Raw genomic sequence first — 20119 nt, 5'->3', positions numbered from 1 at the left:
ACCCGCGCGGCGACACCGTCCGTAGGTCCCGGCAGCCTCGGCACGACCCTTGGCGGCACCCTCCGTACGGTCCGAGGACGACGTCCTCCGCGCGGCCCTACGGCGACATCCTCCGTACGACCCGGACATCAGTACGGACGGGGCGGGCCGCCTGCTCAGACGGCGGCGGTTTTCCCCACCACGGCGGCGCGCCGGGCAACGCGCTCCCGCGCCGACCGGGGGACACGGCTCCCCACGGCCCCCGCGCCGCGCGCGGGGAGCCGACTCAGCTGACCGTGTAGTGCAGGGTGTCCTTGAGGAACGGGAGCTCCAGCCACGGGTTCGGCTGCGCCATCAGCGCCAGCAGCACGATCGTGACGCCCAGGACGCCGTACGTGATCATGTCCGTGAAGCGGGAGCGCACCGCCAGCATGCCCACCGAGGGCAGCGCCCAGCGGAGCACGGCACCCGCGATCAGCGCACAGCCGATCAGGATCGTGCCGATCCGGAACGCGTCGAGCGCCGTGAGCAGCAGCCCGAGTCCGGTGGCCCCCAGGACCGTGAGCACCGGCCACTGCCGGGCGGGCGCCGGCGCGTCGCCCGGGGCGGCCCGGCCGCCGCCCTCCGGCCGCGCGGTGTCCCGCGTGACGGAGGGGAAGCGGCGCGTCGTGCGGTGCGGTCCGGCCGCGGCCTGCGCCCCGGTGTCCGCGGGCGCGGCGTTCTCCGGCGTCCCGTTCTCCGCGGGGCGCGTGCCGTCGTCCTTGCCGCTCTCAGCCGACACCGTTCGCGTTCCGTTCGGCGGCCTCGACGACATTGACGAGGAGCTGGGCGCGGGTCATCGGGCCGACGCCGCCGGGGTTCGGCGACAGCCAGCCGGCCACCTCGGCGACACCGGGGTGCACATCGCCGACGATCTTGCCGTTCTCGTCGCGGGAGACACCGACGTCCAGGACGGCGGCGCCCGCCTTCACGTCCTCCGGCTTGATCAGGTGCGGGACACCGGCGGCGGCCACGATGATGTCGGCGCGCTTGAGGTGCGCGGACAGGTCGCGGGTCCCGGTGTGGCACTGGGTCACGGTCGCGTTCTCGGAGCGGCGCGTGAGCAGCAGCGGCATCGGGCGGCCGATGGTGACGCCCCGGCCGACCACGACGACCTCGGCGCCCTTGATCTCGACGCCGTGCTGGCGCAGCAGCCGGATGATGCCGTAGGGGGTGCAGGGCAGCGGGGCGGGCTCGTTGAGGACAAGACGGCCGAGATTCATCGGGTGCAGGCCGTCGGCGTCCTTGGCCGGGTCCATCAGTTCCAGGACGCGGTTCTCGTCGATGCCCTTGGGCAGCGGCAGCTGGACGATGTAACCGGTGCACGCCGGGTCGTCGTTGAGCTCGCGGACGACCGCCTCGATCTCCTCCTGGGTGGCGGAGGCGGGCAGTTCACGCTGAATGGAGGCGATGCCGACCTGGGCACAGTCGCGGTGCTTTCCCGCGACGTACTTCTGGCTGCCCGGGTCTTCGCCGACCAGGAGGGTGCCGAGGCCCGGCGTGACACCCTTCTCCTTCAGCGCCGCCACGCGGGCGGTCAGATCGGACTTGATCGCGGCTGCGGTGGCCTTGCCATCGAGAATCTGGGCGGTCATGGACCCCATCCTCGCGGATGAGGGGGTCCTGGTTCCAATCCGGGTGCAAGTCGATCATGGTCCCGGGGGCGGGACGACCACCGCACAGGGCACCGGACGGCCATGACTCCGGGCACCGGGTGATCATGACGCCGGGGGCGGAACGATCACGGTCGCAACCGGCTTCCCCATGCAGACGATCTTGAACCGCCCTCCGCCCCTTGATCAGCGATGTTGCACTTGCACAACACCCGCGGAATGCGGCTGGACAAATATGCGGATTCTTTAGAACGATGAACTACACAGTGCCGCGGGCAGTGCCGGGGGGACGTGCACGTGTCGAACCTTCCTCCGTTGTGTGCACCGCGTCGTCCCCGCACTACCAACGGAGGAACACCGCCATGAGTTTCGGCGACCAGAACAACCCCTACGGGGCCCCGCAGAGCCAGCAGCCCGGCTACCCGCAGCAGGGAGCGCCCCAGCAGCCCGGTTACGGCTACCCGGCCGCCCCGCCGGTCAACCAGGCGTACGGCTACCCCGCCGGGCCGATGGAGATGCCGGGCGGGGTGAAGGCGGCCCGCGTCATGATGTGGGTCATCGCCGGCCTCCAGGTCGTGGGCGTCGCCATCCTGTTCCTGGCCGCCGCCGCGGTGAACAAGCTCAAGGACGACCCGAACTTCCAGACGTCGTCGGCGTACGACGAGTTCGCCAAGTTCTCGACCGGCGTCATCTTCGGACTCGTGGCCCTGGCCGTGGCCTACATGGTGGCGTCGATCGTGCTCGCGATCCAGGTCGGCAAGGGCGGCAACGGCGTCCGGGTCGGCATCATCGTCTACGCCTCGATCGGCCTCGCGCTGAGCCTCTACCCGTTCTTCCCGCTGAGCATCGTGCACCTCGTGCTGCTCATCCTGGTCATCGTCTTCGTGGCCAAGAAGGACGGCGCGGCCTGGTTCCAGCGCCCGCGCGGCTGAACTCCCGCAGGCTGACGTGAAGGCCGCCGCTCCCGTTCGGGAGCGGCGGCCTTCGCGCTGTGCGCACGGACGGACTCCGGCCCTTCAGGCGGAGAACGCCGGCCGTCCTCAGTGGAAGAAGTGCCGCGTCCCGGTGAAGTACATCGTCACGCCGGCCTTCTGCGCGGCCTCGACCACGAGCTCGTCACGGATCGAACCACCGGGCTGGACCACGGCCTTGACGCCCGCGGCGACCAGGATCTCCAGACCGTCGGGGAACGGGAAGAACGCGTCGGACGCCGCGTAGGACCCGCGCGCCCGCTCCTCGCCGGCCCGCTCGACGGCGAGCTTCGCGGAGTCGACGCGGTTGACCTGGCCCATGCCGACGCCGACGGAGGCGCCGTCCTTGGCCAGCAGGATCGCGTTGGACTTCACCGCCCGGCAGGCCTTCCACGCGAACGCCAGCTCGGCGAGCTCGTCCTGGGACAGCGCATCGCCCGTGGCGAGGGTCCAGTTGGCGGGGTCGTCGCCGTCCGCCTGGAGCCGGTCGGTCTCCTGGAGCAGCACGCCCCCGTCGACCTGCCGGGCCTCCACCCGGTTGCCCGGCGCCTGCGGGGCGCGCAGCACACGGATGTTCTTCTTCTTGGTGAGGGCCTCGAGCGCACCGTCCTCGTAGTCGGGCGCGACGATGACCTCGGTGAAGATCTCCGCCACCTGCTCGGCCATCTCCTTCGTCACCGGGCGGTTGACCGCGATGACGCCTCCGAACGCGGAGAGCGGGTCGCAGGCGTGGGCCCTGCGGTGGGCGTCCGCGACATCCGCACCGACGGCGATGCCGCAGGGGTTGGCGTGCTTGATGATCGCGACGCAGGGCTCGTCGTGGTCGTACGCGGCACGGCGCGCGGCGTCCGTGTCCGTGTAGTTGTTGTACGACATCTCCTTGCCGTGCAGCTGCTCGGCGTCGGCGAGGCCACCGCCCGCGGCGGAGCCGCTCATGGACGCGGTGTCGAGGTAGAGGGCGGCGCCCTGGTGCGGGTTCTCGCCGTAGCGCAGGACGTTCTTGCGCGCGTACGTCGCGCCCAGGAAGTCGGGGAAGCCGCTCTCGTCGGCCGGGGCGTACTGGTTCGCGAACCAGTTGGCGACGGCCACGTCGTACGCGGCGGTGTGCTGGAAGGCCTCGGCGGCCAGCCGACGACGGGCGCCCAGGTCGAAGCCGCCGTCACGGACGGCGGCGAGCACGTCCGCGTACCGCTCGGGGCTGGTGACGACCGCGACCGACGGGTGGTTCTTGGCGGCGGCGCGCACCATCGAGGGGCCGCCGATGTCGATCTGCTCGACGCACTCGTCGGGGCTCGCACCGGAGGCGACGGTCTCGCGGAACGGGTACAGGTTGACGATCACCAGCTGGAACGGCTCGACGCCCAGCTCGCCGAGCTGCTGCCGGTGGGACTCCAGGCGCAGGTCGGCGAGGATGCCGGCGTGCACGCGCGGGTGCAGCGTCTTGACCCGGCCGTCCAGGCACTCGGGGAAGCCGGTCAGCTCCTCGACCTTGGTGACCGGGACCCCGGCGGCGGCGATCCGCGCGGCCGTGGAACCGGTGGAGACCAGTTCGACGCCGGACTCGTGCAGCCCGAGCGCGAGCTCTTCGAGACCCGTCTTGTCGTAGACGCTCACGAGCGCACGCCGGATGGGCCGCTTCCCCTCCTGCCCGTCCTGCGTACTGTGCGTGGCCTGCGTACCTTCGGCGGTCACGGGATCCGTACCTTTCGTCCCTCGATGCGGTAGCCGTTGCGGGCGAGGCGCCCCACGACATCGACGAGCAGCCTGCGCTCGACTTCCTTGATGCGCTCGTGCAGAGCGTGTTCCTCGTCCTCGTCCCGGACCTCCACCACGCCCTGCGCGATGATCGGGCCGGTGTCGACTCCGTCGTCGACGAAGTGGACGGTGCATCCGGTGACCCTGGCGCCGTACGCGAGCGCGTCACGCACCCCGTGGGCCCCGGGAAAACTGGGCAGCAGCGCGGGGTGCGTATTGACGAACCGCCCCCCGAACCGGGCGAGGAATTCCTTCCCCACGATCTTCATGAACCCCGCGGAGACGACGAGATCCGGCTCGTACGCGGCGGTGGCCCCGGTAAGCGCCGCGTCCCACTCCTCGCGGCTCGCGTGGTCCTTGACCCGGCACACGAAGGTGGGCAGCCCGGCGGCGCGGGCGCGGTCGAGTCCGACGATGGAGTCGCGGTCGGCGCCGACGGCGACGATCTCGGCCCCGTAGGCCTCCGCGCCCTGCGCCTCGATGGCGTCGAGCAGGGCCTGCAGATTCGTGCCTGATCCGGAGACCAGCACGACGAGGCGCTTGACGGCCACGGTGGGGCCCTTTCTCACGGGAGCGTTCGTCTTTGTACGGTCGTACGAAGGCATCGCGTCCCTCGATACGGGGAACTCTACGAACCAGCCGACCGTCAGCAACGATACCGGCACACGGAGCGGCCCCCACGGGACGGGGGCGTGGCCGGAAGGTAGCGTCTGGGAGGAGTCCGCCCCCGGGAACGAGACCGGAACACGGGACGTTCATCCACAGGGCGGGTGGCCCACCGCTCCGACCCACCGCACTACGCAACGCACCGACGACGCAGCGCCGTACACAGACCGCTTCGCACCATCGGATCCGGCCCACCGGTTCCGACCGGGGCCGACCGGTTCCAGACCACGGGAAGACACACACCAGATGCCGGACCGCACTCTTCGCCCGCAGCTTCCGCTCCCCCTGCCCTCGACCGGGGCGGCGGCCCGGGGGCCGGTGCCGTGGCGCGAGACCGGGTCCGCCGGAGCCGGCACGAGACCCGGGGTGTCCGTGGTGTTCCGCCGGCAGCGGCCGTCGCCACCGCGGGAGGGCGAGGACGGATCGGGCTCCACGGGCGGCAACGGATCGGGGTCGGGACCTGCGGGCGGATCCGGACCGGGGGGCACCCCGGACGACGACAACCCGTTCGCGCCGCCGCCGGAGGGGGCGCCGGACCAACCGTGGCGTCCGCGCCGCCCGGTCGACGGCTCGGACCACGGCCACGGCGGCGGCTCCGCCTGGGGCAGCCAGTGGAGCGACCGGCAGCCCGGCCGCTCCCAGGGCGGCGGCTTCGGCGACCGCCCGGGAGGCCCGTCCGGCGGACCCGAAGGGCCGCCTCAGGGCGGCGGTATGCGCTGGGACCCGACGGATCCCGTCCAGCGCCGAGCGCGGTACGCGCTGCTCTCCGGCATGTGGGCGTTCTTCTTCGTCCTCTTCGGCTGGTCCTACGTGGCCCTGCTGCTCGGTGCGCTCGCCCTGTACTGGGGCATCAGCTCCCTGCGCGCCAAACCGCGCACCCCGGACCCGACGGCCCCGGCGCCGGCCCCCGAAGCACCGGGCCGGCCGCAGACCACCGCGGCGGTCAGCGGCCTCGTCACCGGCGCGCTGGCCCTCGCCCTGGTGGCGACCACGTTCACGGCCCAGCTCGTCTACCGCGACTACTTCACCTGCGTCGACGACGCCCTCACCAACTCGGCCAAGCTGGAGTGCAACAAGCTCCTCCCCAACGAACTCCGCACCTTCGTCGGGCCTCGCGACTGAAGCAGAACCGGTAGGCGGTGGGCCGTCGCCCCCACCGCTGTGAGCCGTCGCCCCCACCGCTGTGGGCAGTCGTTCCGCTGGGGCGGAACGGGTGGGCACAGCCCCGGTGCCGGGCGCCGTGCGGGAGACGCCCACCGATGCACCAGGCGGACGCCGTACGGCACTGCGCGAGGAACGCTCAACGCCGGGCTGGGTCACTCCCGCTCGGGCGGCGCCCCCTGCACCGAGGGCGGCGCGACTTCGCCGGGACCAGGGACCTCCGGGTGAGGCGGCTGTTCGGCTTCCGGGGCCGACGCGGCGCCCCCGGTGACCGGGAGCTCCGGGGCGGCCGGCTGCCCGGCCTCCGGGGCCGCAGCGGCCCCCCCGGCAACGGCGTCCCCCGGGGCGGGCGGCTCCCCACCCCCCGGCACCGACTCGTCACCCCCCGCACCGGGAACCCCCGAGGCAGACGCCTCCACCGCGACGGTGGCCGACCCGACCTCGGCCACGGTGGGCGCCGCGTACAGCAGGTCGTACAGCGGCGCCTCACCCTCCACCGGCACCGCGGCCCCCGCGGCCCCCGCGGCCTCCACCGGCACCGCTGCCTCCACGGCCTTCCGCCCCCGCCCCCACACCCGCGACACCCGCGGACGCCGCCCCCACAGCGCCTTCAGGACCTCGCGCCGCAGCAGCACCCCGGGCACCCCCATGGCCACCACCCACGCCGCCGCGGCCCCGCCGATCTGCCACCACACCGGTCCGAAGCTCTTCAGCACCCCCACGCCCATCGCCCCGCCGGCGAACCACCCCGCCACCGCGAGGATCCCGCCGCACACCGCCGCGGCCCCGAGCACGACCAGCATCCGCCGCCCCACGCCCCAAGCGGCCCCGGCACGGGCGTCGGCACCGGTATCGGTTCCGGCCGCACCACGCGGCCTGGCGGCCCTCGCCACGAACCACGCCACCGTGCCCCCGGCGACCACCGGAACCACCCCGGCCGCCCACCGCACCGGCGACCCCGGCCCCGCATCCGGCACCGCCGCGAGCAGCGGGAACGGCGGCAGCAGAGGCGCAGTCGCCGCCCCGAGCGGCCCCACCACCCGTCCCGCCCCCAGCATGAATCCGGGCCCCAGCGCGAAGGCGGCACCCCACACCGCCGCGTTCGGCACCAGCGCCAGCGCCAGCAGCAGCACCGCGAACCGCCCCGACAAGCCCTCGGTGAGCTGCGTGAACGACTCCTGAACCGCGTCTCCGTGCCACACCAGCGACACCGCCACGAGCAGCGCCCCTCCCCCGACGAGTGCCGAGGCCCCGGCCGCCGCGGCCCGCACGGCGACCCCGATCGACCGCCGTGCACCCTCCGTCGTCCGCCGGCTCCCGGCTCCCTGCTCCGGTTCCGTCGCGTCGACGAGCCCGCGTACCCATCCGGGAAGCCGCGCCACCACCCGCCGTGCGGCCTTCGGGAGCGGCCCGAGCGGCCGGCCGTACACCGTCCACACACCTGACCCCGCCGCGACCATGGCGAGCAGCGGGACATGCACGGCCACGCTCGGCCAGGACGGCCGCAGCTCCCCTGCCTCCGCGTACACACTCACGGCGGCCCCGACGATCAGATACCCCATGACCACCCCCCACCAGGCGATGCGCGGCGCCGGCGCGGGCTTCCGGTCCGGGTCGGCCGCATCCCGCGCGGCGCGGTGCACCAGCCACACCGGCAGCACGACGAGGAGCAGCGGTGTGACGCCGACCGGGGCGGGCGCCCCGGAGAGCGTGTCGGTGCGGACCAGGTCGGCGCCGTGGGCGAGCAGCCACAGCGCGGCGGCGACGTGCATCGCTCCGGCGGGCCCGCTGTCCGGGTACGGCGAACTGATCCACAACAGCGTCACCAGCGCCGCGAACGTGCCGAGCCCGAGGCCGGCCGCGATGCCGCCCCCGGCCAGACAGGCGGCGAGCCCCGGTGTGCGGCGGCGCAGGCGGGCGAGCAGGCGGGGCAGAGGCGGGAGGGCGCGCTGCGTTCCGGACTGCGCCGCGGGCGGCTCCGATGTGCGGCGCCGGGTGCGATCGGTGATGTGGCTCACCCCGCCATGCTGCCAACGACACGCGCTTTCTCCGCGTAACGCAGGAACACCGGATGTGTCGCTAAAAATACGGTTATGTACTTTTCGGTGTGCGGGGTCGCGGGCGGGGCCGGTCGGCCCGGCCGTGCGGCCACACGTCCCTGCCCGCGCACGGAACACGGTTCGACGGGCCACCGCACGACGGCCCACGGTGTGGAGCGTCCGACATGAGCCTGCCCCCTGCCACCCCGCTGCCGCCGCCGAAGGAATGCCGACGGCTGCGCGAGGCCCTGTCCTGGAGCCAGTCCGAGGTCGCCGCCAAGCTGGGCGTCACCCGCGAAACGGTGCGCTCGTGGGAGACGGGCCGCTCGAAGCCCCGGGGCCGTATGCGCGACAAGTACGCCAGACTGCTCGCCACCATGGCGACGGAGGCGCACGCCGAGACCGAGGCCGACGCCCTCGACGCCGTGTCACCGGGCGGCCCCGAACCGGCCGCTGCGGGCCACCCCGACGCTGCCGAGGCCGCCGTCCCCCGCAGACAGAGCCGGCGCGCCCTGAAGCGCGCCGCGAAGTCCCGGAAGTCCGCCGTGCCCGCGGCCGCCGCGCCCGCGGACCACGCCGGTGCGGACCGCTCCCCCGTGGCCACGGCGACGGGCACCCGGCCGGAGCCGGCCCTTCCGGACGGCACCCTCGGCGCCCCGGCCCGCACCGGCGGCCAGGCGTCCGGGCCGGCCGGCCCGAGGCCGACCCCCGCCGAGGCCTTCGACTCGCTCTACGCCCACAGCGCGCCCGGCCTCGTACGCCAGGCGTATGTGCTCACCGGGCGGCGCCACCTCGCACAGGAGTCCGTCGAGCAGGCCTTTTCGCAGGCCTGGCTGCGCTGGCCCGAGGTCGCCGTCGACCGCGACCCGACGGGCTGGGTGCGGGCGGCGGCGTACGAATACGCGATGTCGCCCTGGCACCGCTTCCGGCGCCGCCACCGGCAGCCGGAGGCGCCGCCCGCGCACCCGGACGACCGGCAGCTCCTCGACGTCCTGCTGGGCCTGCCGCCCGTGTACCGCCGCACGCTGGTGCTCTACGACGGTGTCGGGCTCGACCTGCCCGACACCGCGGCGGAGACGGAGGCGAGCACGCCCGCGACGGCCAGCCGGCTGCTGCATGCGCGCCGGTCCGTCGCCGAGCGCCTTCCCCAGCTGTCCGACCCGGCCGCGCTGCACGCCGCCCTCACCCATCTGGCCCGGGGCGAGAAGCTCCAGGCCGGGCGTCCCGCCCAGGTGCGCGACCGCTGCGAGCGCCGCACCCGCTTCTGGACCCGGACCGCGATCGCCTTCACGGCCCTGATCATCGGCGCCACGGCTCTCACGGTCCGTACCGCCCCGACCGAGTACGACCCCCCGCAGGCGCCGGGCGTCACCGTCAGCGGCGTGCCCCCGCGGATGGGCCCGGGCCCGATGAACATCGAGCGCAAGCTGCTGCACATCAGGCTCACCACGGGCCTGACCGCAGGCCCCTACCGGCTGCAGCCGCTGCCGGGATAGCCGGCACCGGACGGCACTTGCCGGAAGAGCCCGTGCGTACGCGAGTGGGCCCGCACCCCCCGAGGGTACGGGCCCACCGTGTGCCTGAGAGGCGCCGTTACGCGAGGATCTCGCGCGCCAGCTTGGCCGTCTCGGTCGGCGTCTTGCCGACCTTGACGCCCGCGGCCTCGAGGGCCTCCTTCTTCGCCTGGGCGGTGCCGGAGGAACCGGACACGATCGCGCCGGCGTGACCCATGGTCTTGCCCTCGGGGGCGGTGAAGCCCGCGACGTAGCCGACGACCGGCTTGGTGACGTTGGCCTTGATGAAGTCGGCCGCACGCTCCTCGGCGTCGCCGCCGATCTCACCGATCATCACGATCAGGTCGGTGTCGGGGTCGTCCTGGAACGCCTTCAGCGCGTCGATGTGGGTGGTGCCGATGATCGGGTCACCACCGATGCCGACGCAGGACGAGAAGCCGATGTCACGGAGCTCGTACATCATCTGGTAGGTCAGCGTGCCGGACTTGGACACGAGACCGATGCGGCCGGGCTTGGTGATGTCGGCCGGGATGATGCCGGCGTTCGACTGACCCGGCGTGATCAGACCCGGGCAGTTCGGGCCGATGATGCGGGTCTTGTTGCCCTTCTCCTGGGCGTGTGCCCAGAAGCTGGCGGTGTCGTGCACCGCGACGCCCTCGGTGATGACGACCGCGAGCGGGATCTCGGCGTCGATGGCCTCGAGGACCGCGTCCTTGGTGAACTTCTCCGGAACGAAGATGACGGTGACGTCAGCACCGGTCTTGTCCATCGCGTCCTTGACGGAGCCGAAGACCGGCACCTCGGTACCGTCGAAGTCGACCGTCTGGCCGGCCTTGCGCGGGTTGACACCGCCGACGATGTTGGTGCCCGAAGCCAGCATGCGCTTGGTGTGCTTCTGGCCCTCGGATCCGGTCATGCCCTGGACGATGACCTTGGATTCCTTGGTGAGGAAGATAGCCATGGTGTGTCTTGACCTCGTCCCTTACTTGGCGGCCGCAGCCAGCTCGGCGGCCTTGTCGGCCGCGCCGTCCATCGTGTCCACGCGCTGAACGAGCGGGTGGTTGCGGTCGTCGAGGATCTTGCGACCCAGCTCCGCGTTGTTGCCGTCGAGGCGTACGACCAGCGGCTTGGTGACCTCTTCGCCCTTGCTCTCCAGGAGCTCCAGGGCCTGCACGATGCCGTTCGCGACGGCGTCGCAGGCGGTGATGCCGCCGAAGACGTTGACGAAGACGGACTTGACGTCCGGGTCGCCGAGGATGATCTCCAGGCCGTTCGCCATGACCTCGGCGGACGCACCGCCACCGATGTCGAGGAAGTTGGCGGGCTTGACGTTCTTGTGGTTCTCACCGGCGTACGCGACGACGTCGAGGGTCGACATGACCAGACCCGCACCGTTGCCGATGATGCCGACCTCGCCCTCGAGCTTCACGTAGTTCAGGCCCTTGGCCTTGGCGGCAGCCTCGAGCGGGTTGGCTGCGGCCTTGTCCTCGAGCTCGGCGTGCTGCTCGGCGTGACGGAACTCGGCGTTGGCGTCCAGCGAGACCTTGCCGTCGAGGGCGATGACGCGGCCGTCGGCGACCTTGGCCAGCGGGTTCACCTCGACCAGGAGGGCGTCCTCCGCGATGAAGGTCTTCCACAGGGTCACCAGGACCTCGGCGACCTGCTCGGCCACCTCGGCCGGGAACTTCGCGGCCGCGACGATCTCGCGGGCCTTCACGATGTCGACGCCCTTGTTGGCGTCCACCGGCACCTTGGCGAGCTTCTCGGGGGTCGTCGCGGCGACCTCCTCGATGTCCATGCCGCCGGCGACGGAGGCCATGGCCAGGAAGGTGCGGTTGGTGCGGTCGAGGAGGTACGAGACGTAGTACTCCTCGGCGATCTCCGGAGCGGTCTCGGCGATCATCACCTTGTGGACCGTGTGGCCCTTGATGTCCATGCCGAGGATGTCCGTCGCACGGGCGACGGCCTCGTCCGGGGTGGCGGCCAGCTTCACGCCACCGGCCTTGCCACGGCCACCGACCTTGACCTGGGCCTTGACGACCGACTTGCCGCCAATACGCTCGGTGGCCTCGCGCGCCGCCTCAGGCGTGTCGATGACTTCACCGGCCAGCACCGGTACACCGTGCTTGGCGAAGAGGTCCCTCGCCTGGTACTCGAACAGGTCCACGCGCGTCCGTCCCTATCAGTGATCTCGCGGTTCGTTGTCTGCGTGGGCGTGCCGCGAAGGGCAACGTGACGTCCGCTGTCACTAGGGAGGCGTACACGGAGACCGAGTACGCGGCATGTCCGTCCCGCAGGTTATCGCCGCGGGCGGTGGGTCCCTAAATCACAGCTCACACCTGAGCGGTGATAACGGTCACAGGCGCCCCCCTCAGGGAACCACGAAGGGCGGCCCCCGCAAGCGCGGGGACCGCCCACAGGACACTCGTTCACCCCTGCGGACAACAGTTCCGCCCACCGCTGCGGGCAGTCACTCCCACCGCCGTGGGAGCCACAGGCAGCCACCCCTCCGCCCGGGGAGTCCCCTCCGCTAGGGGGAGTCCCCTCCGCTGGGGGGCAGTCCCCTCCGCTGGGAGCCACAGGCAGCCAGCCCCTGCTGTGGGCAGTCGTTCCGCCCAGAGCCACGGGCAGCCACCCCCTGCGCCGGGGGCCGTAGGCAGCCGGCCTCTGCTGTGGGCAGTCGTTCCGCTGGGGCGGAACGGGTGGGCACAGCCCCCGGTGCCGGACACCGGGCGGGAAACGCCCACCGAGGTACTGGGCGGGCAGGGCACCAGGCGCACCGGGCACCAGGCGGGAAGCGCCCACCCAAGCACCGGGTGTGTCGAGCACCGGGTGTGTCGAGCACCGTGCGCACCGAGCACCCAGCACCGGGCACCCGGCACCCGGCACCCGGCACCCGGCGGAAAACGCCCACCACCGCACCGGGCGGACGCCCCCGGCACCGGTGAGGCGCCGCCCACCGCACACGCGGCGCGGACGGCGCCCACCCGCACGCCGGTCAGCCGTGGAACGCCACCCCGTGGACAGCCCCCTGCGCGTAGCTGGGGGCAACCGACTCGGCAACCCCGGACACCCCGGACACCGCGTTGCCGGCCAGCGGCCCCGCATCCCCGCCGACGGTCGAGGTGACGTCCCCGGCGAACGGCGCGACCTGCCCGACGACACCGCCCGCGAACGGCGTCACATCGCCCGCGACCCCGTACGCCAGCGTCGTGGCGCTGCCCCCGACACCGTGCACCACGGGCCGCACCTGGTCGGTCACGGCCTGCACCACCGGGTCCACCGCGCCCACGACGCCCCCGGCGAACGGCGTCACATCGCCCGCCACGACACCCTGCGCGAACGGCGCGACCTCACCGACGACCCCGCCGGCGAACGGCGCCACGTCTCCGACGACCCCCTGCGCGAGGTACGTCACATCGCCCACGGCCTGCCCGGCGACCGGCACCACTCCGTGCACCGCGGTCGCGGCGATGGGAGGCAGCACGGCAGCGGTGGTCTCGTCGAGGACAGGCCCCGCGGCCGACACCGCGCCCTGTGCGGTGCCCTGCGCGCCGGCGACGGCGCCGCCGGCCCACCCCTCGGCCTGTCCCGGCACCCCGGCGACCGCACCCTGGACCCGGCCCACCCCACCGCGGGCGTCCCGGACCTGCCCCGGCACCCCGGCGCGGGTGTCCTGCACATCCCCCTGCACTCCGTGGACCTGGGCCTGCGCCTGCGCGAGCGCCGCCTCCAGCTCCGGCGCGAAGTCGCCCAGCGGCCCGAACAGGTAGTCGACGGCGTCGAGCGCGCCGGTCGACGTGTCGTGCACGGTCGACGCGTCCACGCCCGGCACCGCGTCCTGGGCCTCCGCGGCCCGTCCCAGCGCGTCGGACACGAGCGGCCCGTACCCGGGCAGCTCGCCGTCGACGAAGTGGCGGGCCTGCGCCGCCCGCCGGTCGGCGTGCGCCACGGCTCCGGCGGCGTCCGCGCCGTGCACGGTCCGCTCGGCGCCGGTCACCGCGGACTTCGTCCCGGACGTGACCCCGGACGCCGTGGAGGTGGCCTTCGCGGCGGTCCCGGAGACGGTGGACCCGGGCTTGGCGGCCGTGCCCGAGACGGCCTGCGTGGCCTCACCGGTGACACCGGACACCGCGTGCCGGGCGCCGGAGACCGTGTCCTGCACCTGGCCGAGGTCACCCTCGACGCCGTCGACCACGCCGGCGGTCGCGTCGGGGAGGGAGACCGAATGCGCGGGCAGCTCGTCCGCGCTGGCGACGGCGGAGCCGAGCGCCCAGGCGCCGGTGACTCCGGCGGCGATGACTATGGAACGGCGGATGTTCTTGTTCATGCGTTCGTCAGTTCCTTCGAGACGTCGAGATTCGAGATGCCGAGATGTCGAACGCCGCTTCGCCGAGGGGCACGTGGCCCGGTGGCGGACGACCGTACGGCGCTGTGCGCCCGGGCGGCGATCGACGGAATTCCGGTGCCGGTCGGTGGAGGTACCTGACCGGCGGCTTCCGTCCGGATGCCTGATGTCGGAGGGTGTCCGGACGGCGGGCAGACCTGTCCCGCCCCCGCGCGGCAGGTCTTCAGGCGCGGGGAAGGGGCTGTCCTAGCCGGGGAATTCGGGGATGTCCCGGTACCTGTCGCGGGTCGGCCCCACGACGCTCGCGGCCGTACCGCCGGGCACGGGCCGGAAGGGGGCATGCGCGCCGAACGTGACCGCATGGAGATCGCCGTGCCGCGGCGCCCCCGTGTCGACCGCCGCCTGGCTGCCGAGCGCACCGCCCGGCACGCCCCCGCCCATCGGCAGCGGCGCACGGCCTGTGTCGGCGTGGACGGCCGTATGCCGGTCGATCGGGGCGACGTGCCCCTGGAACCCGCCCGGCAGAGCCGAGCTCACCGGCTCGTGGGCGGCGCGGTGCGCGGGGCGTGCGGTTCCCTCGGTGATCCGGTGCGCGCCGGCACCGGCCGGCCGGTCCGCGGATCCGCCGTGCGACGGCGCGGACGGCTGAACCGCTGCGGGGCCGCCGGGCAACTGGGGCGCGGGCAGCCCGGGAAGGCCGGGCAGTCCGTGCCGCGGAGGCTCGGCGAGTCCGTCATGGATCGTGCCGAGCAGCTTCCCTGCAGGACGGACGACCGGTTCCACGGAGTGCTCGGCCCCGGGACGTTCGACGTACCGGCCGGCCGTTCCCACGACGTGCCGGACATGCCGGACGGCCGGCCCGGCCACGCGTCCGGAGTCGACGGGGTCCGCTGTCGCGACGGTCCGTTCGACCGGCGCGGGTCCGGCGACGCGCTCCGCCGCGTGGGCCTGCTCCCCGCAGAGGAACCCCAGCACGAACAACCCTCCGAGCAGCAGCGCCACCTGAAGCACACGCCTACCGGCCGCCGTGCGCGCGATGCGCAGGGCGGCACTCGGGAGTGCTGCTGGAGAGGTCAAGATCGGGGAGGGTCCTCCCGTGCGAGGGGCGAGCGGAACGACGAACGGAACTCAGCGTTCCGTTGACGACGCGTCGATCCTTGCACGGGACTCCCGAGGTTGCGCAAGCCCCCCTGACCGTTGCTACCGATGGGTAGTCATGTCCGGTATGGGAAGAGGGCGTTTTTCGATCGCCGCCGCCATCACCTCCGGGAACAGGTCGGGCGTACAGGCGAACGCCGGTGCGCCCAGCGCCGTGAGCGCCGCCGCGTGCTCACGGTCGTACGCAGGCGCCCCTTCGTCGGAGAGCGCGAGCAACGCGATGACCTGCACACCGGAGGCCTTCATCGCCGCGACCCGCTTCAGCATCTCGTTGCGTATGCCCCCCTCGTAGAGGTCGGAGATGAGCACGACGACCGTGTCGGCGGGCCGGGTGATCTGCGACTGGCAGTAGGCGAGCGCCCTGTTGATGTCCGTCCCGCCGCCGAGTTGTGTGCCGAACAGCACATCCACCGGGTCGTCCAGCTGGTCGGTCAGGTCGACGACGGCCGTGTCGAAGACGACCAGGCGGGTCGCGATGGACCGCATGGACGCGAGGACCGCACCGAACACCGAGGCGTAGACGACCGACGCCGCCATCGAACCGGACTGGTCGATGCAGAGGATGATGTCCTTCTTGACGGACTGTGACGCCCGCCCGTACCCGATGAGCCGCTCCGGGACCACGGTCCGGTACTCGGGCAGATAGTGCTTCAGATTGGCCGCGATCGTGCGGTTCCAGTCGATGTCGTGGTGGCGGGGCCGGCTGACGCGGGCACTGCGGTCGAGGGCGCCGGTGAGCGTGGCCCGGGTCCGGGTGGCGAGCCGCTTCTCCAGATCCTCGACGACTTTGCGCACGACCGCACGAGCGGTCTCCTTGGTCGTCTCCGGCATCGCCTTGTTGAGCGAGAGCAGGGTGCCCACCAGATGCACGTCCGCCTCGACGGCCTCCAGCATCTCCGGTTCGAGCAACAGCGACGAAAGGCCGAGCCGTTCGATCGCGTCCCGCTGCATCACCTGTACGACGGACGCCGGGAAGTAGGTGCGGATGTCCCCGAGCCACCGCGCCACGGACGGCGCCGAGGCTCCCAGCCCCGCGGACCGCCGCCCCGTGCTCCCCTTGCCGCCGCCCCCGTAGAGCGCCGTGAGCGCGCTGTCCATGGCCGCATCCCGCCCGGCGAGCGCATGCCCGGTGCCGTCGGCCGCGTCCCCGCCGAGCACCAGCCGCCACCGCCGCAACCGCGCGTCGCCCGCCGCGTCCGTGTCCGCCGTGTCCAAACCTGGCGTGTACCTGCCCGTGGTCATACCGTCGCCTCCCTTGAGCGGTCGTGCCGAACTCCGGGTACCGGTTCGAGACCGAGCAGCAGCGACAGCACGGGAAGCACCGCGTCCGCCCGCCCGGGATCGAGGTCCGGAGCGAACCCCGGCACCGGCCCGCCCGCCCCGGCGGACGCCACCGGCCCGGCCGGTCCCCTGCGCACGAGCTCTCCCAGGGTCCGCCGCACCCCCGGTTCGTACGCCGAGAACGTGCGCCGCAGCAGCGGCAGTACGTCGACGAACGCGTCCTCCGGCACTCCGCCGAGCCACCCGTCCACCAGCCCCAGCAGGCGCTCGTCGTGCACGAGCAGCAGCCCTCCGGAGCCCCCGCCCACGAACCCGTCGATCCACGCGGCCGCGTCGGCCGGCTCGGACCCCGCCGACAGCGCGAGCCCCATGACCCGCGCGGCCTCCTCCTCCCCCAGCTCCCCCTCGTCCAGCAGGATCCGCGCGCTGCGCCCACGCACCGAACCGGGCACGCTCTCGCGCCGGGCCAGCAGACCCAGCACGGCCGTCCACCGCCCCTGCACCCCGGATGCGGACATCGATTCGCTCAGCAGGGCGATCGCCCCGTGCACCGCGTCGACATGACGCCGCATCTCGTCCGCCGCGTCGGCGTCGAGCGACACACAGGCGGGCGGCAGCCCGACGAAGATCCGCTCGGCCAGCCCGGCGGCGACCTCCGTGAGCGCCCCGGTGTCGGTGCCCCGGACGTCGCCGTACCGGAGCGACCGCACCAGCGCGGGCAGCGCCCGGGCGAGATGACCCACGTCGGCGTCGAGCGCCGCCCGCTCGGCGAGTACCCGCATCACTGTCGGCAGCGCCTCCGCCAGCGCTCCGAGCAGGCACCGCTCGGCGAGGGCCGTGACGTCGGCGAGCGCGGTCGCCCCGAGCGCGTCCGCCTCCGCCCTGGCGGTGGCCGCCGCGTGCACCGTGGTCCCCCACACCCCGGCCTCCGCGACCCGCACGGCCAGTTCGGGCTCCCAGCACAACCGCCAGGTCTCCCGGAACGTCCCGGTGCTGCCGCGCGAGGGCCGCGCAGGCTCGCCCCAGTCGACGCCGAGCAGCCGGAGCCGGTGCAGCAGCACGCTCCGCGCGGCATCGGTCTCCTTGCGCAGATCGAGCTCCAGCTCCCGCTCCTGCGCCTCCGGCTTCAGCCGCAGCGTCCGCTGCAGCCGGGCGAGGTCCCGCTGCAACGGCACCGCGGGCGCCGTGCCGGGCACCTCCCCCAGTACGTCCCCGACGACGAGCCTGTCGCGGACGAGGGCGAGCGGCACGTCGGAGCCCTCGCACATGACGGCCCGTATCGCGTCGGTCGTCTCGGAGAGGCCGGGCAGGGGCCGTCCGCGCATCACGGCGAGCGTCTCCGCGAGCCGCACCGCCTCGATGACGTGCGCCGACGACACGGCCCGGTCCTCGTCCCGGAACATCCGCGCGACCTTGGTCATCCACCGCTCGACGGGCCGGTCGGGCGAGCGGAACAGATGCCCGTACCACCCCGGCGAGTCGATGCCCGCGCCGTAGCCGCCGGCCCGGGAGAGCCTGCGGTGCGTCCACGGCACCCAGGTCAGCTCCGCCTTCACCTTGGGGAGCCCCTTGAGCATCGCCCGGTCGGCGCCGACCGTGCTGCGCCGTCGCAGCGCCGGTACGTGCCAGGCCCCGCACACCACGGCCACGGCGTCGCCGAACTCCTTCACGGCCGCGCGCACTTGGAGCCGCATGTACGCCTCCCGCACCGGGTCGCGATCGTGGCCGCCCGCCCCGTGCTCCTCGCGCAGCGCACCCATGGCGTCGCCGAGCACCTCGAACGGTGCGAACACGTCGCCCGCCGCGCCCCGGTGCTCGACGACGTCCTCCCACCAGCGCTCGGGATCGTCGTATCCCCCCGCTTCGGCGAGCACGGCCAGCGGGTCGACCCGCACGGCCGCACCCCCGTCCGTGCCCGGCGCCCGGCCCCCACCCTGGGGGTCGCCCGTGCCATCCGCCCCGGGCCCGCCTGCGCCGCCGCCCGCTCCGGCGTCCCCACGCCCCTCCGGGCCGTCGCCCCCGCTTCCGTCCTCGCCGTCGCCCTCGTTCGGAGTGAGGTCCTCCTCCGGGCCCGCTCGGTGCCACGCCAGCGTGTGCGCCGCCGGCAGATCGATGAAGCGGACCGGAACGTCATGCTCCAGCGCCCAGCGCATCGCCACCCACTCCGGCGAGAACTCGGCGAACGGCCAGAACGCAGAACGACCGGGCTCACCGACGACATGCGCCAGCAGCGCCACAGGCGGCCGCATCCCCGCGTCCGCCGCGAGCGGCACGAGCGCGTCCGCCTCCGGCGGCCCTTCGATCAGCACCACTTCCGGCCCGGCCGTCTCCAGCGCGGCGCGCACCGCCCGGGCGGAGCCGGGCCCGTGGTGCCGCACCCCGAGGAGCCAAGGCCCCCGCGGCCCTCCCGTCACGCTCATGCGCTCACCTCGCGGCAGGCGCGGTAGAAGTCCTTCCACCCGTCGCGCTCGCGGACCACCGCTTCGAGGTACTCCTGCCAGATGACCCGGTCGGCCGCGGGATCGCGGACGACGGCGCCGAGGATGCCCGCGGCGACGTCGCCGGACCGCAGCACGCCGTCGCCGAAGTGGGCGGCGAGGGCGAGCCCGTTGGTCACCACGGAGATCGCCTCGGCCGTGGAGAGCGTGCCGCTCGGGGACTTCAGCTTCGTACGCCCGTCCGCGGTGACTCCGTCGCGCAGTTCGCGGAAGACGGTGACGACCCGGCGGATCTCGTCGATGCCGTCGGGCGCGCCCGGCAGATCCAGTGAGCGGCCGATCTGGTCGACGCGGCGGGCGACGATGTCGACCTCGGCCTCGGCGCTCTCCGGCAGCGGCAGCACCACCGTGTTGAAGCGGCGGCGCAGCGCGCTGGACAGGTCGTTGACCCCGCGGTCGCGGTCGTTGGCCGTGGCGATGAGGTTGAACCCGCGGACGGCCTGCACCTCCTGCCCCAACTCCGGTATGGGCAGCGTCTTCTCGGACAGGATCGTGATCAGGGTGTCCTGCACGTCCGCCGGGATGCGGGTCAGCTCCTCGACGCGTGCCGTCATGCCCTCCGCCATGGCCCGCATCACGGGGCTCGGCACGAGGGCATCACGGCTGGGGCCGTGCGCGAGCAGCCGCGCATAGTTCCAGCCGTACCGGATCGCCTCCTCCGGTGTACCCGCCGTGCCCTGCACCAGCAGCGTCGAGTCGCCGCTGACGGCGGCGGCCAGATGCTCGGACACCCAGGTCTTCGCGGTTCCGGGGACACCGAGCAGGAGCAGCGCCCGGTCGGTGGCCAGGGTGGTGACGGCGACCTCGACGATGCGGCGGGGCCCCACGTACTTCGGAGTGATCACCGTCCCGTCGGGCAGCGTGCCGCCGAGGAGATAGAGCGCGACGGCCCAGGGCGAGAGCCGCCAGCGGGCCGGACGCGGCCGGTCGTCCTGGGCGGCCAGCGCGGCGAGTTCGGCGGCGAACGCGTCCTCGGCATGCGGCCGCAGCGCCTGCACGTCCTCACTCTCCGCGACCGGTGCGGTGGTCGTCCCGGCCCCGGGAACGGGTGCGGACGTGGACGCGGACATGGGCATGGACATGGAGCGGTCCCCCTC

General features: G+C 73.4%; 15 protein-coding genes. 3 read left to right on the top strand and 12 right to left on the bottom strand.

What is annotated here, in order from left to right; translation table 11 throughout:
• Positions 1-265 precede the first annotated feature (265 nt).
• Positions 266-760, bottom strand: a complete 495-nt coding sequence (locus ACWCP6_RS04350) for a DUF3017 domain-containing protein (RefSeq protein WP_450930798.1) — start codon at positions 758-760, stop codon at positions 266-268.
• Positions 750-1613 (bottom strand): bifunctional methylenetetrahydrofolate dehydrogenase/methenyltetrahydrofolate cyclohydrolase, encoded by an 864-nt coding sequence (locus ACWCP6_RS04345; RefSeq protein ID WP_450930797.1) that lies wholly within the window; start codon positions 1611-1613, stop codon positions 750-752. The genes ACWCP6_RS04350 and ACWCP6_RS04345 overlap by 11 nt, the downstream gene beginning before the upstream one ends.
• Positions 1614-1993: 380 nt before the next feature.
• On the opposite strand from ACWCP6_RS04345, the gene ACWCP6_RS04340 reads away from it, so the two are divergent.
• Positions 1994-2563, top strand: a complete 570-nt coding sequence (locus ACWCP6_RS04340; RefSeq protein WP_450930796.1) for a hypothetical protein — start codon at positions 1994-1996, stop codon at positions 2561-2563.
• A gap of 108 nt (positions 2564-2671) precedes the next feature.
• Here ACWCP6_RS04340 and purH read toward each other — a convergent pair whose 3' ends face one another.
• Both purH and purN read right to left on the bottom strand, forming a co-directional pair.
• Entirely contained in the window at positions 2672-4294 is a 1623-nt protein-coding gene (purH, locus tag ACWCP6_RS04335) for a bifunctional phosphoribosylaminoimidazolecarboxamide formyltransferase/IMP cyclohydrolase (RefSeq protein WP_450930795.1), read from the bottom strand.
• Positions 4291-4962, bottom strand: coding sequence for a phosphoribosylglycinamide formyltransferase (gene purN, locus ACWCP6_RS04330; RefSeq protein WP_450930794.1), 672 nt, complete (start codon positions 4960-4962; stop codon positions 4291-4293). The genes purH and purN overlap by 4 nt, the downstream gene beginning before the upstream one ends.
• Before the next feature lie 307 nt (positions 4963-5269).
• Between purN and ACWCP6_RS04325 the strand changes: the two genes are divergently transcribed.
• Positions 5270-6145 carry a hypothetical protein gene (locus tag ACWCP6_RS04325; RefSeq protein WP_450930793.1) on the top strand — a complete coding sequence of 292 codons (876 nt, stop codon included), beginning with the start codon at positions 5270-5272 and terminating at the stop codon, positions 6143-6145.
• A gap of 194 nt (positions 6146-6339) precedes the next feature.
• Here the strand turns inward: ACWCP6_RS04325 and ACWCP6_RS04320 are convergent, their stop codons facing one another.
• Positions 6340-8202: a cell division protein PerM gene (locus ACWCP6_RS04320; protein WP_450930792.1), complete on the bottom strand. Its 1863-nt coding sequence runs from the start codon at positions 8200-8202 to the stop codon at positions 6340-6342.
• Positions 8203-8408: 206 nt separating this feature from the next.
• On the opposite strand from ACWCP6_RS04320, the gene ACWCP6_RS04315 reads away from it, so the two are divergent.
• Positions 8409-9719, top strand: a complete 1311-nt coding sequence (locus ACWCP6_RS04315; RefSeq protein WP_450930791.1) for a helix-turn-helix domain-containing protein — start codon at positions 8409-8411, stop codon at positions 9717-9719.
• A gap of 97 nt (positions 9720-9816) precedes the next feature.
• On the opposite strand, the gene sucD is transcribed toward ACWCP6_RS04315, so the two are convergent.
• From sucD to ACWCP6_RS04280, 7 genes are all read right to left on the bottom strand, one after another.
• The gene (gene sucD / locus ACWCP6_RS04310) at positions 9817-10698 is read right to left on the bottom strand and encodes a succinate--CoA ligase subunit alpha (RefSeq protein WP_450930790.1); all 882 of its coding nucleotides are present in this window, start codon (positions 10696-10698) and stop codon (positions 9817-9819) included.
• Between the two features lie 21 nt (positions 10699-10719).
• Positions 10720-11904 carry an ADP-forming succinate--CoA ligase subunit beta gene (sucC, locus tag ACWCP6_RS04305; RefSeq protein ID WP_450930789.1) on the bottom strand — a complete coding sequence of 395 codons (1185 nt, stop codon included), beginning with the start codon at positions 11902-11904 and terminating at the stop codon, positions 10720-10722.
• Between the two features lie 831 nt (positions 11905-12735).
• A complete protein-coding gene (locus tag ACWCP6_RS04300) occupies positions 12736-14067 on the bottom strand; it encodes a hypothetical protein (RefSeq protein WP_450930788.1) in 1332 nt (443 codons plus the stop codon).
• Between the two features lie 264 nt (positions 14068-14331).
• The gene (locus ACWCP6_RS04295) at positions 14332-15162 is read right to left on the bottom strand and encodes a hypothetical protein (RefSeq protein WP_450930787.1); all 831 of its coding nucleotides are present in this window, start codon (positions 15160-15162) and stop codon (positions 14332-14334) included.
• Positions 15163-15285: 123 nt separating this feature from the next.
• Complete coding sequence (locus ACWCP6_RS04290) at positions 15286-16485, bottom strand: vWA domain-containing protein (protein WP_450930786.1); 1200 nt, start codon at positions 16483-16485, stop codon at positions 15286-15288.
• Positions 16482-18944 (bottom strand): DUF5682 family protein, encoded by a 2463-nt coding sequence (locus ACWCP6_RS04285; protein WP_450930785.1) that lies wholly within the window; start codon positions 18942-18944, stop codon positions 16482-16484. Before ACWCP6_RS04285 ends, ACWCP6_RS04290 begins: the two co-directional genes overlap by 4 nt.
• Positions 18941-20098, bottom strand: a complete 1158-nt coding sequence (locus tag ACWCP6_RS04280) for an ATP-binding protein (RefSeq protein WP_450931098.1) — start codon at positions 20096-20098, stop codon at positions 18941-18943. The genes ACWCP6_RS04285 and ACWCP6_RS04280 overlap by 4 nt, the downstream gene beginning before the upstream one ends.
• Between the last annotated feature and the right edge of the window lie 21 nt (positions 20099-20119).

The organism is Streptomyces sp. NPDC002004, assembly GCF_053593975.1.
This window is presented reverse-complemented; position numbering and strand designations above follow the sequence as displayed.

Excerpts from the sequence above, each read along its gene's own strand:
- purN (WP_450930794.1), bottom strand. The coding sequence starts at position 4,962 with ATGCCTTCGTACGACCGTACAAAGACGAACGCTCCCGTGAGAAAGGGC.
- ACWCP6_RS04285 (WP_450930785.1), bottom strand. The coding sequence starts at position 18,944 with ATGAGCGTGACGGGAGGGCCGCGGGGGCCTTGGCTCCTCGGGGTGCGG.
- ACWCP6_RS04340 (WP_450930796.1), top strand. The coding sequence starts at position 1,994 with ATGAGTTTCGGCGACCAGAACAACCCCTACGGGGCCCCGCAGAGCCAG.
- ACWCP6_RS04290 (WP_450930786.1), bottom strand. The coding sequence starts at position 16,485 with ATGACCACGGGCAGGTACACGCCAGGTTTGGACACGGCGGACACGGAC.
- ACWCP6_RS04300 (WP_450930788.1), bottom strand. The coding sequence starts at position 14,067 with ATGAACAAGAACATCCGCCGTTCCATAGTCATCGCCGCCGGAGTCACC.
- sucD (WP_450930790.1), bottom strand. The coding sequence starts at position 10,698 with ATGGCTATCTTCCTCACCAAGGAATCCAAGGTCATCGTCCAGGGCATG.
- ACWCP6_RS04345 (WP_450930797.1), bottom strand. The coding sequence starts at position 1,613 with ATGACCGCCCAGATTCTCGATGGCAAGGCCACCGCAGCCGCGATCAAG.
- ACWCP6_RS04280 (WP_450931098.1), bottom strand. The coding sequence starts at position 20,098 with ATGCCCATGTCCGCGTCCACGTCCGCACCCGTTCCCGGGGCCGGGACG.
- ACWCP6_RS04315 (WP_450930791.1), top strand. The coding sequence starts at position 8,409 with ATGAGCCTGCCCCCTGCCACCCCGCTGCCGCCGCCGAAGGAATGCCGA.
- ACWCP6_RS04325 (WP_450930793.1), top strand. The coding sequence starts at position 5,270 with ATGCCGGACCGCACTCTTCGCCCGCAGCTTCCGCTCCCCCTGCCCTCG.